Below are 14,006 nucleotides of genomic sequence, written 5' to 3'. Positions count from 1 at the left end.
ACCTGTCACAACGTTGCGCAGGCATCCAGTGCTGCATCGACGGTCGACGTTCTGACCAGGGCGTCCAGGGCGCGTTGCTGGACGAATCCGGTCTCTCGCAAACCTTCTATCCACTGCATCATGCCGTCGAAATGTCCGAATGGATCGAGCATCACCATCGGCTTGCTGTGCATGCCCAGGTAGCCCGCCGTCCATGTCTCGAACAGCTCCTCCAACGTCCCGATCCCACCGGGCAAGGTGATGAACGCGTCGGCGCGGTCCTCCATGATCTTCTTCCGCTCACGCATCGTGTCGGTGACGATCAGCTCGTCGGCGTCTACATCGGCGACCTCACGGTGCACGAGTGCTTTCGGAATCACGCCGACCGTATTGCCGCCCGCTGCTCGCGTTGCCGCGGCGACCGCGCCCATCATCGAGACGTTCCCGCCGCCCGAGACGAGCTGCCAGCCTCGCCGACCGATCTCGGTGCCGACCTCACCGGCCAGGTCGATGAACGAAGAGTCCACGGGACCCGACGCGCAGTAAACGCAGACGCTGAGCGCGCGTTCGGTCGATGCTCGCTCGCTCACTGCTGGGCCTCGCGGACGATCCGGACAGCCTCGTCGACGCTGTCGGTGCAGTGGATGAGGTCGAGGTCCTTCTCGGACACCTTGCCTTCTTTCACGAGAGTCGTCTTTATCCATTCGAGCAATCCAGACCAGAAGTCCTTGCCCAGCAACACGATCGGGAATTTCGTGACCTTGGCGGTCTGCACCAGGGTCAGCGCCTCGAAGAGTTCGTCGAGAGTACCGAAACCGCCGGGAAGGCACACGAACGCCTGGGAGTACTTCACGAACATGGTCTTGCGCACGAAGAAGTAGCGAAAATTGACGCCCAGATCGACCCACTCGTTGAGGCCCTGCTCGAACGGCAGCTCGATGCCGAGCCCGATCGAGTAGCCGTCGGCCTCGCTCGCACCGCGGTTGGCCCCTTCCATCGCCCCGGGACCGCCGCCGGTGATGACAGCGAAGCCCTCCTTCGCGAGAGCGGCTCCGAGTTGCCGGGCGCGCTCGTACTCGGGATGGTCGACGGGGGTGCGCGCCGAACCGAACACGGTCACGGCCTTCGGGACCTCGGCCAGCGCACCGAATCCCTCGACGAATTCGCTCTGGATGCGCAGCACTCGCCAGGTGTCGGAGTGAATCCAGTTTCCTGGCCCTCGCTCGTCGAGCAGCCGTTGATCCGAAGTGGAGGTCTCGGTGTTCCGGCCACGCCGAAGTACTACGGATCCCTTGTGCTTGGCCGGCTTCTCGCTGCCGTGTCCTTCAACGCTGTTCATGGCGTTCAGGCTATCCGGCAGAGAGGTAGCTCCGGAGAACCTGTGTGACGTGGGTGATCTGCTCGACGGGTACGCGTTCGTCGCGCTTGTGGGCCAGATTGGGGTCGCCGGGTCCGTAGTTGACCGCCGGGATCCCGAGCGCCGAGAAGCGGGAGACGTCCGTCCAGCCGTATTTGGCCCGGAACTGTCCGCCCGCTGCCTCGATGAGAGCGGACGCTGCGGGTCGGTTCAAACCGGGAAGTGCTCCGGGCGACGAGTCGGTGACCTCGAAGCCGAGATCCAGTCCCTCGACGACCTCACGAACGTGTTCGACGGCGTCGTCGACGTTGCGATCCGGCGCGAAGCGAAAGTTGACGTCGAGTTCGGCTGCGTCGGGAACAACATTGCCCGCGACCCCACCGGAGATCCGGACTGCTTGCAGCCCTTCGCGATACACGCAGCCGTCGATATCGACTGTGCGCGCGCGATACGCGGCGAGTCGATTGAGGACCGCACCGAATTTGTGAATTGCATTGTCGCCCAACCAGGATCGGGCACTGTGAGCCCGTGTTCCCGACGCCGTCAGCCGAACCCGCAGCGTCCCTTGGCAACCCGCCTCGATGAATCCGCCGGACGGTTCGCCGAGGATCGCGACGTCGGCAGCGAGCCATTCGGGGAGTTCGCGTTCGATCCGGCCCAGTCCGTTCCGCGCGGCCGCGATCTCCTCGCAGTCGTAGAACACCAGGGTCAGATCGTGCGCAGGGTTGTCGATCGTGGCGGCGAGGTGCAGGAACACCGCGTCACCCGACTTCATGTCGACGGTTCCGCACCCGTGCAGAATGTCGCCCTCGGCGCTGTCGTGCTCGCGCCTCGACGGCACGTTGTCTGCGATGGGAACCGTGTCGAGATGACCCGCGAGCATCACCCTCGATGCGAGTCCGCGGTTCGTCCGGGCCAGCACGGCGTTGCCGCTGCGGATGATCTCGAAGCCCGTCGTCTGCTCGCGAAGCGCTTGCTCCACCTCGTCTGCGATGCGCGATTCGTCCTCACTGACACTGGGGATGTCCACCAGTGCCGCGGTGAGGTCTATCGGGTCGGCATGCAGTTCGAGCGTCACGGGAGAAAACTCTAGGCCGTGGATCCCGGAATCTCGCGGACCACGCCGTCGAAGCCGGCACCGAACAATCTTCCGCTCGAGAAGCCCTGGTCGGAACGTCCGTAGGCCACGACGCTCGTCAACCGCGTACCGGTGCCGATGACACATGTCGCCCCCGGCGCATCGATGCGGACGACGGAGCCGCCTGCGTTGAGCGGCACCACCGGGCGTCCCGCATCGTCGAGGGTGAGCCCGTCCGGAGCCGCGAAGCCGTCGAGTCCCGACAGGTCGAGAACACTTTCCGGTGCCGAGGGGTCGGCGATCGGGATCCGGCTGACGCCCGGGTTCACGAAAGTCCGCGAGACGTACAGGTACCGATCGGCGGCGTCGAGCACCGCGCCGTTGGCACTGGGGAAGCTCGCCCACGCCGGGTCGACCGAGCCGTCGGGGCCGATCCGGCCGATCAGCGAGCCGAAGTCGTTGGTGGCGTACACCGTTCCGTCGGCGGCAACGGCAAGGCCGTTGGCCGCGCTCAGACCGGACGCGAACGGAGTGACAGTGAGTGTGTTCACGTCGAGTCGAACGATCCCCGCGGCCCTGACGATGTCTCCGACGAAGACGCGAGTGTCGGCTCCGTAGCCGACCAGCAGGGTGCCGTCGGGCATCCAGGCCAGAGCGCCACCGCCACCACTGGGAACCGTCGCGATGGGATAGGCGGTCTGTCCTGGCGCGTCGATGCGGTATACCCGGCCGGAGACGATGTCGGTGACGTAGGCGCGGCCCGACGCGTCGACTGCCAGTCCTTCCAGAGCTGACCCCGGGATTCGTGCGACCACTGCCGACGGCCCGCCTGCTCCGGCGCAATCGGGATCTGCGGCTGCGGTGCCGGAGCCGAGGACGACACCGCTCGACACCACCACAGCGGCAGCAATAGCCGTGACGACCGAACGCACGCGCGCGGACTTGCTCGAATTCATGGCACTCCCCCAGCCTCGGCGACCCCCTGTCAGCCGATGACGATGTCTACCACGCGCCTGTGACAACCAAACCCAGCGCGACTCCGAGCACGATCGTCGTCGCCAGGGTGGTCACCAACCCGGTGAAGGACACACTGCCCGCCATCACCGAGGTCGCGCCACGGCTACGGGAGGCGGTACGAGTGATCACCGGACACACTCTGTCAGCTCCCCTGCCGCCGATTCGTCGGCCTGCATCCCGATGCGATCACGCTCGGCAGTCGAACCGATAACGAACCGACGCAGCACCCGAATCGAGGTGTTCCCGCAATCCGCACGCCCGAGACCGTGTGCAGAACAGTCGCCGACCGGAGCCGGTTGCCGAGCCCACCGCATTCGGCCCACCGCGTATTCTTCGTCCCGTGAGCGCACATGGAGCATCAGCAGTAGGAATAGCCAACATCACGACGTCGGGCGTTGTTCTCGACACCTGGTTTCCGAGCCCGGAGCTCGGGTCGGGCTTCGAGACCGGCACCACCCGGCTCGAGGGTTCGGACGTCCCCGAGGAGCTGGCCGCTCTCGTCGGACCGGACGAGGCGCGCGGCGTCGAGGTCGTCGCAGTGCGCACCAGCGTCGCCTCGCTCGACGACGCCCCGATCGACGCCCACGATGCGTATCTGCGACTGCATCTCCTGTCGCGCCGGTTGATTCAGCCGCACGGGCAGAACCTCGACGGAGTGTTCGGTCTGCTGGCCAACGTGGTGTGGACCAACTTCGGGCCCGCTGCGGTGGACGGTTTCGAGACGGTGCGCGCAAAGCTGCGCGCCCGCGGTCCGGTGACCGTGTACGGAGTCGACAAGTTCCCGCGCCTGGTCGATTACGTCGTTCCCACCGGAGTTCGTATCGCCGACGCCGACCGCGTTCGTCTCGGCGCGCACCTGGCCAGCGGGACGACGGTCATGCACGAGGGCTTCGTCAACTTCAATGCCGGCACGCTCGGCAACTCGATGGTCGAGGGACGTATCTCCGCGGGTGTCGTGGTGGGCGACGGTTCCGACGTGGGTGGCGGTGCGTCGATCATGGGCACGCTCTCCGGTGGCGGCAAGAACGTCATCTCCGTCGGTAAGAGCTGCCTGTTGGGCGCGAACTCCGGGCTCGGCATTTCGCTCGGTGACGACTGCGTCGTCGAGGCCGGGCTCTACATCACCGCCGGCACGAAGGTGAGCGGTCCGGATGGGACAGTGGTGAAGGCTGCCACGTTGTCCGGCAAGTCGAACCTGCTGTTCCGTCGCAACTCACTGTCGGGTGCTGTCGAGGTGGTGCCGTGGAAGGGCACCGGCGTCGAACTGAACGCGGCATTGCACGCCAACGACTAGCTTGCTCCACCCCAATCGGCCTGTCGAACAATCTCTTCCAGCCCCGCACCGTGTTCTCGGTGCGGGGCTGGTGTCTTTCCTGGGGCTCACGCGATGTGGGGGCCTGCGCGGGCGTGTGATGGTCTGGGTTGTCGATAGGGGTCGACGGTGGCGGGTGGTACGAGCCCCCGCAAGCGGGAGGTGCCCCCACACGGGTGGTTGTCGGTGCCGATGAACACTTCCCAATCGGAGTGGTGCATGAGGCGGTGGTGGAACCCGCACAACAGAACCAGATTGTTCATGTCGGTGGGGCCGCCGTCGGGTGTTGATGTCGACTGGATCGGCTGTGACGGTGTCGGATTCTGTTGCTGCGCCTGAGGTTTCGTCGTCGGTGATGTCGTCTTCGCCTCCGTAGTTCTGGAGGTCGGTGAGGTCCTGCAACCGGATGTGCAGGTTCAGGTGCGGGCGCTCTCCGCCTTCGATGGGGCGGTCACTGGAGGCGAGGTAGTGGTCGAGGATCTGCCCGAAGGCGTCGGCTCTGCGCCTGGCGGGGCTGCGATCGTCTTGGCTGCCGTCGGCGGCGGGTGGGGTTCGGTCAACGGGGAGAGCGCAGTGAGCAGTTTCTCGCCGGTGACAGCATCGAAGTCTCCTTTGAGTACCAGCCGCCCGTTGAGGGTTGTGGAGGCGAAGAGTTCGTTGCGGTCGGTGTTCTCGGCGGGTGGTTTCTTGCTGCCGAAGCTGTCTTCGAGTCTGGTGATCGCTGCTCGGATCCGGCCGGTGCGCGCGTCGGGCCCTGTCGCAGCTTTGATCAAGGCGGCGCGCGCGGCATCGCGACCCTTTTCCGGGAGGTGTTTCGGCGAAGGTGAGGATCAGGGCGGCGTGGTCGATGGTCATGACGCCGGTGTTGACGGCGTCGGCGATGTCGGGAAACGCAGCCATGCCGCGGGCGAGGGCGACGATCTTGGTTGCTTTGGACGGTGAGAGCAGGGTGGTGGAGGTCAGTCAGCCGGCGGGTCCGGGGAAGCCGAGTTTCTCCCGGCTCACGCGGGTGTCGATCTCGGCGACGAGGGCGATCCGCCGGGCTTCCAACAACTGGATTCGGTGGGAGACCGCGGCGGCGTCGGCGAGGAGTTCGCTCTCGCTCAGTTGCCAGATCTCCGTGGTCATGGAATCAAGTGTATCGAACGCGCGTTCGACTGACAACCATAGTGCAATCGAAAACTATTGCCCTGCACAAGGATTCGAGAATCAAACCTGTCGGAGGCGTGTGATAGGAGCCGACTCATTCTTCACGATTCACGGTCGACCACCACAGTTCCTTGGTGGTAGAGAATCTTCCATGCATCGTTACTTCGCTGCCACACCGTGACCCTGCGGGTGAGCCGGTCGTCGAGCAGCAGGGTGTACGTCAGCAGGAAGTTCTCGGGTGCAACTTCCCGTAGCTCGAACCCGCTGGCCTCCCAGTCGGCGTCGAACCGGCCTTCCGTCGCTATCGATATCGGAGGCTCGGACCAGCGTCAGCCGATGGTCCCCAGCGACGCCAGAGTCTTCACCACTGCGCGTGCAGCCTCGGCACCCTTCTTCTCCAGGTGCGCGGTGAAGAAGGCTGTGTGGTCGGCGTGTTCGTGGAAGTGGTGTGGTGTCAGCACTACCGAGAACACCGGCACGTCGGTGTCCAGCTGCACTCGCATCAGGCCGTCGATGACCGCTGTTTCGACGAAATCGTGTCGGTAGATTCCGCCGTCGACCACCAGCGCAGCGGCGACGATTGCGGCGTACTTGCCCGTCTTGGCCAACCGCTGTGCATGCAGTGGGATCTCGAAGGCCCCGGGCACCTCGAACACGTCGAGCGGCGTCTCGGCCTGTCCGAGCTTCTCCAGTTCGGCGGCGAATCCCACCCGCGCGCGATCGACGATGTCCAGGTGCCAGCTGGCGTGGACGAAAGCAATGGATCCGGCGAGTGGAGTGGTCATGAGTGCGATGCTAGCGGTATCGCTCGTCGAGCAAGTCGAGTGTCGGGCCATCGAATTCACCGGCGAAATACTTCTGCAACACTTCGCCGAATACGGACGGCCCCTTGGTAGCTTCGGCGAAAAGCGTCATGGACGAATGCAGCTTCAGGTTGTCGGGATAACCGAAGATCTCGTCGACGGTCCGCCCCTCGACAGCCACCACAAGCCGGGCCGCCTTCTTCAGGCGCGGACCCAATACTTCGTGGGACAGGTACAGCTCCGCCTCGGTCAGATCGGCGATGCCGAAGTGTTGGGCAGTCGCACTGCGCCCCAATCCGGCCAATTGCGGGAACACGAACCACATCCAGTGTGTCTGCTTTCGCCCTGCTTTCAGTTCCTTCGTCACCGCGGTCCAGACAGGGTCCTGAGCATCGACGAAGCGTTGCAGGTCGTATTCGGTCATGCCGTTCAACTTAGGTGAACCCGCGCAGCAGAGTGTCGACTGTGGCGTCGAGCAGATCCTCGGTCGGGACGCCGTCGAGCAGGTCGCCGGTGGCCAGCATCGCGAGTCCGTGCACGCTCGCGAAAGCGACGCGCGCGAGTATCTCGGGTGGAGCCTCGGTGATCACACCGGCCGCCATCGCCTCCTTCAGCAAAGCCTCGGTGGCGGTCATACTCTCGTGCGCAACGCTTTTCAGCTTCTCACTGGCGTCGGGGTGGTGCTTGGTGCTGTACATGACGTCCAGCAACTCCGGGTGTTCGACGGCGAATCCGAGGTAGGCACGGGCGACGCCACGGAACCTGGCCATCAGCTCACCGGGTCCCGTTGCCGCTGCGACCATCCGGCGATTCAATTCCTCGAATCCGTGCAGCGCCAATGCATCCAGCAGCGCCTGCTTGTCGCGGAAGTGGCGCGCCGGGGCACCGTGACTGACGCCGACGTCTCTGGCCAGCTGCCGAAGCGACAACGCGTCGACCCCGCCGTGCGCGATGCTCCGTTCGGCCTCGTCGAGCAACACCGCGCGCAGGTCGCCATGGTGGTAGCGCTGCGTTGCCATGCCCTCACCCTAGGTGATGTTGGCGTTGACAACAATGCTGACACTGCCTACATTGGCGGCCATGACTTCCACAGCGCTCATCACCGGAGCAAGTTCGGGGCTCGGCGAGGAATTCGCCACCCGCTTCGCCGCACGCGGCGAGAACGTCGTCCTCGTGGCGCGACGCACCGATCGACTGAACGCCCTGGCACGGCGCATCGAAGCCGATCACGGGGTGACGGCCACCGTCGTAGCCATGGATCTTGGCGTCCCCGGCATCGGCGAAACCCTTCGAACCACATTGGCGGACAGGGGAATCACACCCACCACACTGATCAACAACGCAGGCTTCGGCACGCACGGGAAGTTCGCCGACGAGGATCCGAAGCGCGCGGCCGCAGAGATCGCCCTCAACATCAGTGCGCTGGTCGACCTCACTCACGCATTCCTGCCGAACCTGACCGGCGCACTGATCAACGTCGCGAGTACCGCCGCGTACCAACCCACACCCAACATGGCCGTCTACGGCGCAACGAAGGCATTCGTCCTGAACTTCACCGAAGCGCTGGCCTTCGAGCACCGCGCCTCGCTGCTGAAGATTCTCGCGCTCTCCCCCGGCCCTACCCGCACCGAGTTCTTCGACGTCGTCGGATCCGAGGACGCCGCGGTGGGCAACTTCCAGACCTCCGAGCAAGTGGTCGCGACGGCTCTGCGCGCGTTGGACTCTCGCCGCACCCCCGCCAGCATCGTGTCCGGCCTGTCCAACAAGATCAGCGCCGGCAGCGTCCGTTTTGCTCCACGTGCACTGGCCACCGTGATCAGTGGTCGCCTGCTGAAAGCATGAGGCCGGCAAGGATGCGCTCGAACACCACTCGCTCGGAAGCCGGAATCGCGTCGAGCAGATACCGTCTGACCGCCTCCGCGTGAACGGGCCGCGCGCGCACGACGGCGTCGCGCCCCACCTCGGTGAGAACTACCTCCACTCCCCCGTCGACCGGACGACGAGTGATCAGTCCGCGGTCGGCCATTCGGGTCAGATGATGCGACAGCCGACTGCGATGCCACTCGAGCAACGCCGCCAATGCGCTCTGTCGCAGCACCCCATGCCCTATTTCGTGCACTCGGGTCAGAACCGCGAAGTCCTGATCCGACAAGCCAGTTCTGTCCGCGATCTCCGCGGTGACGCGAGTCCATACGGCGTCCTGCGCCCGCTTCCACGCGTGCCACAGGGCCATCTCGGATTCGTTCAACAGCGTCATTGCGCCACCCTATCCACCGACCTGTTGACATGACAACACAACCGGGTGCATGGTGTTGATATGACAACACACACTGCTTTGGTCACGGGTGCCAACCGAGGCATCGGCCTTGCCATCGTCCGCGGCCTCGCCGCCCAGGGGTTTGTCGTCTATCTGGGCTCGCGAGATCTCGCCGGGGGCGTCACCGCGGCCACCGGGATCGACGGAGACGTACGCCCGATTCGGCTCGATGTCACCTCGGCCGACGACATCGACGAGGCCGTCCGACACATCGACACCGAAGTGGGCCACCTCGACGCTCTGATCAACAACGCAGGCATCAACGTCGGCTATCACCGCCCTATCGAGGAGAATTCGTCGGATCTGCGAAAGGTTTACGACGTCAACGTCTTCGCCGTCGTCGATGTGACCAACGCATTCCTGCCGCTACTGAGAGAGTCCCCGGCCGGTCGGATCGTCAACGTCACCAGCAAGCGCGGTTCCATCGGCGAGGACGGCGCATGGGTGGGCACGCCATCGATGGCGTATTCGAGCTCGAAGACCGCTCTGAACGCCCTCACCGTCCACTACGCCCGAGACCTTGCCGATACCCCGATCAAGGTCAACGGAGCAGCTCCTGGGCACGTCGCCACCGACTTCAATGGATTCCGCGGAACGCGATCGCCGGACGAGGGTGCGGCCGTGGCGATTCGACTCGCCACCCTCGACGCCGACGGACCAACCGGACTGGTTTTCGAGGACAACACCGTCCTCACGTGGTGAGGCGTACGCGCGCCTACCCCCGTGTCCGACGCGAATCGATCACTCCCGTATCGAATCCGGCCAGGTGCAATCCCCCGTGGAATCGGGCGTGTTCGATCTTGAGGCACCGATCCATGACGACGTTCAATCCCGCTGCCTCGCCGTCCTGGGCCACCTGCTCGTGCCACAGCCCCAATTGAAGCCAGATCGTCTTCGCCTGCGCTGCAATGGTTTCCGAAAGCACTGCAGGAAGGTCGTCGTACTTGCGGAACACGTCGACCAGATCCGGCGGCTTCGGTAGGTCCGCGAGTGTGGGGTAGACCGTCGTTCCTTCGATGTCGGTGACCGTCGGGTTCACCAGAAAGATCTCGTAGTTGCTCGTCGACGAGAGGTATCGGTTGACGAAGTAGCTTGCCCGCGAGGGGTTCTTCGACGCACCGACGATCGCGACGGTCTTCGTCTCTCGCAGGATGCGTTGCCGCTGCGGCGCGGACGGGCCCTGCCAGGTGCGTTCGCTCATGACCGAGCCTTTCCTGTTGCCAGTGTCAGGGCCTGATCCAGGTCCCACAGAATGTCCTCGGCGTCTTCGAGGCCGACGCTGATACGAATCAGCTCGGGACCGACACCTGCTCCGCGCAGTTGCTCGTCGGTCAGTTGTCGGTGCGTGGTGCTGCCCGGGTGGATAACCAGCGTGCGCACGTCACCGATGTTGGCGACGTGGCTGGCGACCTGGACGCTCTCGACGAACGCCTGCCCGGCCTCGCGGCCACCGTCGATTCCGAAAGCGAACACCGCGCCGGGACCGGTGGGGAGGTACTTCGCTGCTCGGTCGTGGTGTGGGTGACTGTGCAGCCCGGCCCATCTCACGTACTCGATCCGGGGATCTGCCTCGAGCCACTCGGCGACCACCCGAGCATTGGCGACGTGCGCGTCCATGCGTTGCGGCAGCGTCTCCACTCCCTGGATCAACGTGAATGCCGATTGCGGTGCGAGTGCGCCACCGATGTCGCGCAACTGCTCGCTGCGCAGCTTGGTCAGAAAGCCGTATTCGCCGAAGTTCCCCCACCACGACAGACCGCCGTACGAATCCACCGGGGCCGTCATCTGCGGGAATTTGCCCGAGCCCCAATCGAATCGCCCGGATTCGACCACCACTCCCCCGAGCGTCGATCCGTGACCACCGAGGAACTTGGTGGCCGAGTGGATCACGATGTCGGCACCGAATTCGATCGGCCTGCTCAGCCACGGCGTCGCCATCGTCGCGTCGATCACCAACGGAATTCCGTGATCGTGGGCCACGGCGGCGAGACCCTCGAGGTCGGCGATCTCCCCCGACGGATTGCCGATGATCTCCGCGTAGATCAGCTTGGTCGAATCCGTCACCGCTGCTGCGTAATCCGCAGGATCGGTACCGGGAACGAATGTGGTCTCGACGCCGAAGCGACGCAGCGTGACGTCGAGCTGGGTCACCGTGCCGCCGTAGAGCCCGGCCGCGGCAACGATGTGGTCGCCGGTGCCGGCAAGCGCAGCGAACACTGCGAACTCGGCCGCCAACCCACTGGCGAACGCCACCGCCCCGATGCCGCCTTCGAGGCTCGCGATGCGCTCCTCGAAGGCGGCGACCGTGGGGTTGCCGATGCGGCTGTAGACGTTGCCGTACTTCTGCAGAGCGAACAGATCGCCTGCGTCCGCAGAATTCTCGAACACGTAGCTGGCCGTCTGATAGATGGGCACAGCACGCGAACCGGTGGAAGGATCCGGTCTCGCTCCGGCGTGAATTGCTCTGGTACGCAGGCCGAATGTCCGTTCGCTCATGACATCAGGCCGTTTCGAGAACGGTGTGAATCGGGGTGGGATTGCGCGTCAGATCCAGCACGGGGCAGTGGTCGTCGACGGCCTTCTGCAGCTCCTCGTACCGCTCCCGGCTCTCGGGACCGGTGACGGTCACGACGACGCGCACCTCACCGAATCCGGGACGGACGTTGTCGTCGAAACCGAAGAATCCGCGAACGTCGAGGTCACCCTCCGCCTTGGCTTTGATGTCGTCGACGACGATACCGAGCTTCTCGGCCCAAACGCGGTAGGTGACCACCTGGCAGGACAGCAGCGAAGCCAGGTAGTACTCGACCGGGTTGGCGGCCTTGTTCTCACCGCCGAGGGCGGGCGGCTCGTCGACCTCGACGCTGAACTTGCCCAGGGTGACGGTGCTGGCGACGGCATCGTGCGCGGTGGCGGAGGCACGGAACACCGCGTGGGCGTTCTTGGCGTCGGCCTGCACGGCATCGTCGGAGGCAGCGATGACGCCGCCGATGTGGGACACAGAAGTGGTCATGGAGAATTCCTGTTCGATTCGAGGGTTGCCGGAACTACCCGAGGAGCGCGAAATGCTCGTCGGGGATGGGTTCGATCGACAGCTACGAACAGGAAGAAGTGCAGACGAGACCGAAGTCGATGGTGCGACGACGCACGAGCCTTCTGGCTGCGTCGGTCACGTGTGTCTCGGTCACGATGCCGACAATAGCTTACGAGAACTGATCCGCGCCGACATCGGTCTCGTCGTCGGTGATCGCCGCGACGATACGTGCTGCCACCGCATCCGGCGTCAGACCCTGCGGTAGTTTCGGTGCCTGCCCGGCGATCGGCCGCGTCGCAAGCCCCGTCTCGGTGTGCGGCGGACGCACGTCGACGATCCTGATCTTCGACTTCCGCGCTTCTGTACGAACACTTTTCAGCAGCGCGCTCACCGCTGCCTTGCTCGCCGAATAGGCACCCATGTTCGGCATCGGCTTGTCGGCCACGACTGCACTGATGTTGAGCACGAACCCGCCTTGGTCCAGCGTGGTCAGTGCTTCTCGAAGCACGCGTAGCGGTGCCAGATAGTTCAGCAGCAGCAATTCGTCGACGGTGTCGTCGTCCACCTCGGTCACCGGTCCGAACGCCACAACGCCTGCGGCGATGACGATTCCGTCCAATCCGCCGTGGCGTTCGACGGCCTCCGCGACCACCGATCGGGCCGAATCGGGCAGCGTCAGATCGGCGTCCACCGTGTGATGGTCCGACTCGATGCTCCGGCCGCTCAGAGTCAACCGAGCCCCGGCCTTCGCGAGCTGCTCGACGATCGGACCGCCGAGACCGCCACTGGCACCGAATACGAGAATGCGTGCGCCGTCGAGAGAGGTCATGATTTCGAGGCTAACCGCCTACTCGAACGCTCGCTGACGACCGGCCGAACGACGTTGCCCGGGGCGTGTACTCACAGCAGTTCGGCCGCGCGGCGAACCACGTCGATGCAGAGGTCGAGATTGAGCGGGCTCAACGTCGAGAAGCCCTGAGCCACTTCACCTTGTTCGAGCACCACCACCCGGCCCGCTGCGACGCTCGGCAACGACGTGAACAGTCCGGTCTCGACGATTCCGGCCGAGCCGAAGTCGAACACGACGAGCACATCGGCGTCGGCGAGGACGTCGGCGTTCTCGGCGGAAAATTCGGGACGCGGGGCGTCGGCTGTCGCTCCGTCGGACAGTGCGGCGACCGTCGTGAACCCGGCTCGCCGGAACAGATCGACGGCGGGGATCGACTCGTGACCGAGCCCGTAGAACATGGACGTGTCGTAGGCGGCGATCAAGCCGACGGTGGCACCGCCGACGTCGAGCCCTTCGAGCGCGGCGGACATCCTGGCGTCGGTGTCCGCGATGAGCTCGTCGGCGCGATCTCGCCGGTCGAGTGCGTCGCCGATCAGCTCGAGGTTGGCCCGCCAATCGAACGACGCGATCTGCACCACCGGGGCAAGCGATTCGAGCTGAGAACGGGAATCGGCCACCCCGTCGTCGCCGATGATGAGATCGGGTTGGGCGGCTGCGATGCGCTCGGTGTCGATCGACTCACCGAGGGAGATCCGCTCACTCGTCCCACCGAGTTCGGCGAGGGCGTTCTCGTGCCACTCCCATGATCTGTTCGGTGCGCCGATCATCTCGGCGAAGCCCTCGCGCACCCCGAACTGCACGGGGACGACCCCGAGCGCAAGTACCGTATCGAGATCCCACAGGTTGGCCACACAGGCAACCCGCTGTGGTCGACGGTCGATCACGACGGACTCACCCGCATCGTCGACGATCGTGCGGGGATAGCCGTCCCCTGCCGTCCCGTCGCCCGTGGCCTGCTCCTCACCGCTACCGCAGCCGGCGATCAACGCAGCGAGGGCAACGCTGCCGATGAGGAACTCACGACGCGTCGCCGCCTCGATGATGGTTGCCTCCGGTCGGTGTGCTCCGATAGCGAAAGCGGCGGCCGATTCACGCGCAGGTGCGGTCATG

General features: G+C 64.9%; 19 protein-coding genes. 3 read left to right on the top strand and 16 right to left on the bottom strand.

What is annotated here, in order from left to right; translation table 11 throughout:
* Positions 1 to 5: 5 nt before the first annotated feature.
* The 5 genes from CH291_RS16440 to CH291_RS26830 are packed head-to-tail and all read right to left on the bottom strand — an operon-like array spanning position 6 to position 3,560.
* Positions 6 to 569, bottom strand: coding sequence for a TIGR00730 family Rossman fold protein (locus tag CH291_RS16440; protein WP_094641277.1), 564 nt, complete (start codon positions 567 to 569; stop codon positions 6 to 8).
* Positions 566 to 1,318: a TIGR00730 family Rossman fold protein gene (locus CH291_RS16435; protein ID WP_094688031.1), complete on the bottom strand. Its 753-nt coding sequence runs from the start codon at positions 1,316 to 1,318 to the stop codon at positions 566 to 568. Before CH291_RS16435 ends, CH291_RS16440 begins: the two co-directional genes overlap by 4 nt.
* A gap of 10 nt (positions 1,319 to 1,328) precedes the next feature.
* The gene (dapE, locus tag CH291_RS16430) at positions 1,329 to 2,414 is read right to left on the bottom strand and encodes a succinyl-diaminopimelate desuccinylase (RefSeq protein WP_094641273.1); all 1,086 of its coding nucleotides are present in this window, start codon (positions 2,412 to 2,414) and stop codon (positions 1,329 to 1,331) included.
* Between the two features lie 11 nt (positions 2,415 to 2,425).
* A complete protein-coding gene (locus CH291_RS16425; RefSeq protein ID WP_094688030.1) occupies positions 2,426 to 3,370 on the bottom strand; it encodes an SMP-30/gluconolactonase/LRE family protein in 945 nt (314 codons plus the stop codon).
* 46 nt (positions 3,371 to 3,416) lie between these two features.
* A complete protein-coding gene (locus CH291_RS26830) occupies positions 3,417 to 3,560 on the bottom strand; it encodes a hypothetical protein (protein WP_156516329.1) in 144 nt (47 codons plus the stop codon).
* A 211-nt stretch (positions 3,561 to 3,771) separates the two neighbouring features.
* On the opposite strand from CH291_RS26830, the gene dapD reads away from it, so the two are divergent.
* Positions 3,772 to 4,725, top strand: a complete 954-nt coding sequence (gene dapD / locus CH291_RS16420) for a 2,3,4,5-tetrahydropyridine-2,6-dicarboxylate N-succinyltransferase (protein ID WP_094688112.1) — start codon at positions 3,772 to 3,774, stop codon at positions 4,723 to 4,725.
* Here dapD and CH291_RS27420 read toward each other — a convergent pair.
* From CH291_RS27420 to CH291_RS16400, 5 genes are all read right to left on the bottom strand, one after another.
* Positions 4,645 to 5,643, bottom strand: a complete 999-nt coding sequence (locus CH291_RS27420) for a hypothetical protein (protein WP_373455135.1) — start codon at positions 5,641 to 5,643, stop codon at positions 4,645 to 4,647. The two genes, dapD and CH291_RS27420, sit on opposite strands and share 81 nt — an antisense overlap.
* Before the next feature lie 63 nt (positions 5,644 to 5,706).
* Positions 5,707 to 5,871 carry a hypothetical protein gene (locus tag CH291_RS26825; RefSeq protein WP_179276569.1) on the bottom strand — a complete coding sequence of 55 codons (165 nt, stop codon included), beginning with the start codon at positions 5,869 to 5,871 and terminating at the stop codon, positions 5,707 to 5,709.
* 350 nt (positions 5,872 to 6,221) lie between these two features.
* Positions 6,222 to 6,677 carry a 6,7-dimethyl-8-ribityllumazine synthase gene (locus CH291_RS16410; RefSeq protein ID WP_094688028.1) on the bottom strand — a complete coding sequence of 152 codons (456 nt, stop codon included), beginning with the start codon at positions 6,675 to 6,677 and terminating at the stop codon, positions 6,222 to 6,224.
* A 10-nt stretch (positions 6,678 to 6,687) separates the two neighbouring features.
* Positions 6,688 to 7,119: a DUF1810 domain-containing protein gene (locus CH291_RS16405; RefSeq protein WP_094688111.1), complete on the bottom strand. Its 432-nt coding sequence runs from the start codon at positions 7,117 to 7,119 to the stop codon at positions 6,688 to 6,690.
* Positions 7,120 to 7,129: 10 nt separating this feature from the next.
* Positions 7,130 to 7,714 carry a TetR/AcrR family transcriptional regulator gene (locus CH291_RS16400; RefSeq protein WP_094641261.1) on the bottom strand — a complete coding sequence of 195 codons (585 nt, stop codon included), beginning with the start codon at positions 7,712 to 7,714 and terminating at the stop codon, positions 7,130 to 7,132.
* Positions 7,715 to 7,775: 61 nt separating this feature from the next.
* On the opposite strand from CH291_RS16400, the gene CH291_RS16395 reads away from it, so the two are divergent.
* Positions 7,776 to 8,537: an SDR family NAD(P)-dependent oxidoreductase gene (locus CH291_RS16395; RefSeq protein ID WP_256980872.1), complete on the top strand. Its 762-nt coding sequence runs from the start codon at positions 7,776 to 7,778 to the stop codon at positions 8,535 to 8,537.
* Here CH291_RS16395 and CH291_RS16390 read toward each other — a convergent pair.
* The gene (locus CH291_RS16390; RefSeq protein WP_094629587.1) at positions 8,512 to 8,952 is read right to left on the bottom strand and encodes a MarR family winged helix-turn-helix transcriptional regulator; all 441 of its coding nucleotides are present in this window, start codon (positions 8,950 to 8,952) and stop codon (positions 8,512 to 8,514) included. The two genes, CH291_RS16395 and CH291_RS16390, sit on opposite strands and share 26 nt — an antisense overlap.
* A 60-nt stretch (positions 8,953 to 9,012) precedes the next feature.
* Here CH291_RS16390 and CH291_RS16385 point away from each other — a divergent pair, with 60 nt between their 5' ends.
* Complete coding sequence (locus CH291_RS16385; protein WP_068053041.1) at positions 9,013 to 9,714, top strand: SDR family oxidoreductase; 702 nt, start codon at positions 9,013 to 9,015, stop codon at positions 9,712 to 9,714.
* A 13-nt stretch (positions 9,715 to 9,727) separates the two neighbouring features.
* Here CH291_RS16385 and CH291_RS16380 read toward each other — a convergent pair whose 3' ends face one another.
* The 5 genes from CH291_RS16380 to CH291_RS16360 form a co-directional block, all read right to left on the bottom strand.
* Complete coding sequence (locus CH291_RS16380; RefSeq protein WP_094688027.1) at positions 9,728 to 10,213, bottom strand: CoA-binding protein; 486 nt, start codon at positions 10,211 to 10,213, stop codon at positions 9,728 to 9,730.
* Positions 10,210 to 11,508: an O-acetylhomoserine aminocarboxypropyltransferase/cysteine synthase family protein gene (locus CH291_RS16375; protein WP_094629584.1), complete on the bottom strand. Its 1,299-nt coding sequence runs from the start codon at positions 11,506 to 11,508 to the stop codon at positions 10,210 to 10,212. Before CH291_RS16375 ends, CH291_RS16380 begins: the two co-directional genes overlap by 4 nt.
* Positions 11,509 to 11,512: 4 nt before the next feature.
* Positions 11,513 to 12,025 carry an OsmC family protein gene (locus tag CH291_RS16370; RefSeq protein WP_094688026.1) on the bottom strand — a complete coding sequence of 171 codons (513 nt, stop codon included), beginning with the start codon at positions 12,023 to 12,025 and terminating at the stop codon, positions 11,513 to 11,515.
* A 190-nt stretch (positions 12,026 to 12,215) separates the two neighbouring features.
* Positions 12,216 to 12,875 carry an SDR family NAD(P)-dependent oxidoreductase gene (locus tag CH291_RS16365; protein ID WP_094688025.1) on the bottom strand — a complete coding sequence of 220 codons (660 nt, stop codon included), beginning with the start codon at positions 12,873 to 12,875 and terminating at the stop codon, positions 12,216 to 12,218.
* A gap of 71 nt (positions 12,876 to 12,946) precedes the next feature.
* Positions 12,947 to 14,005: an ABC transporter substrate-binding protein gene (locus CH291_RS16360; protein WP_094688024.1), complete on the bottom strand. Its 1,059-nt coding sequence runs from the start codon at positions 14,003 to 14,005 to the stop codon at positions 12,947 to 12,949.
* Position 14,006: the final 1 nt, after the last annotated feature.

The sequence above is a fragment of the Rhodococcus sp. 14-1411-2a genome (assembly GCF_002259485.1).
In the GTDB taxonomy this organism is placed as follows: domain Bacteria; phylum Actinomycetota; class Actinomycetes; order Mycobacteriales; family Mycobacteriaceae; genus Rhodococcoides.
The sequence above is the reverse complement of the archived record's forward strand: the minus strand, read 5'-3'. Positions and strand labels throughout refer to the sequence as shown.

Coding starts and splice junctions, on each gene's coding strand:
- CH291_RS16405 (WP_094688111.1), bottom strand. CDS start 7,119: ATGACCGAATACGACCTGCAACGCTTCGTCGATGCTCAGGACCCTGTC.
- CH291_RS16380 (WP_094688027.1), bottom strand. CDS start 10,213: ATGAGCGAACGCACCTGGCAGGGCCCGTCCGCGCCGCAGCGGCAACGC.
- CH291_RS16395 (WP_256980872.1), top strand. CDS start 7,776: ATGACTTCCACAGCGCTCATCACCGGAGCAAGTTCGGGGCTCGGCGAG.
- CH291_RS16365 (WP_094688025.1), bottom strand. CDS start 12,875: ATGACCTCTCTCGACGGCGCACGCATTCTCGTATTCGGTGCCAGTGGC.
- CH291_RS16385 (WP_068053041.1), top strand. CDS start 9,013: ATGACAACACACACTGCTTTGGTCACGGGTGCCAACCGAGGCATCGGC.
- CH291_RS16425 (WP_094688030.1), bottom strand. CDS start 3,370: ATGAATTCGAGCAAGTCCGCGCGCGTGCGTTCGGTCGTCACGGCTATT.
- CH291_RS16400 (WP_094641261.1), bottom strand. CDS start 7,714: ATGGCAACGCAGCGCTACCACCATGGCGACCTGCGCGCGGTGTTGCTC.
- CH291_RS27420 (WP_373455135.1), bottom strand. CDS start 5,643: ATGGCTGCGTTTCCCGACATCGCCGACGCCGTCAACACCGGCGTCATG.
- CH291_RS26825 (WP_179276569.1), bottom strand. CDS start 5,871: ATGACCACGGAGATCTGGCAACTGAGCGAGAGCGAACTCCTCGCCGAC.
- CH291_RS16435 (WP_094688031.1), bottom strand. CDS start 1,318: ATGAACAGCGTTGAAGGACACGGCAGCGAGAAGCCGGCCAAGCACAAG.
- CH291_RS16360 (WP_094688024.1), bottom strand. CDS start 14,005: ATGACCGCACCTGCGCGTGAATCGGCCGCCGCTTTCGCTATCGGAGCA.
- CH291_RS16390 (WP_094629587.1), bottom strand. CDS start 8,952: ATGACGCTGTTGAACGAATCCGAGATGGCCCTGTGGCACGCGTGGAAG.
- CH291_RS16375 (WP_094629584.1), bottom strand. CDS start 11,508: ATGAGCGAACGGACATTCGGCCTGCGTACCAGAGCAATTCACGCCGGA.
- CH291_RS16410 (WP_094688028.1), bottom strand. CDS start 6,677: ATGACCACTCCACTCGCCGGATCCATTGCTTTCGTCCACGCCAGCTGG.
- CH291_RS16370 (WP_094688026.1), bottom strand. CDS start 12,025: ATGACCACTTCTGTGTCCCACATCGGCGGCGTCATCGCTGCCTCCGAC.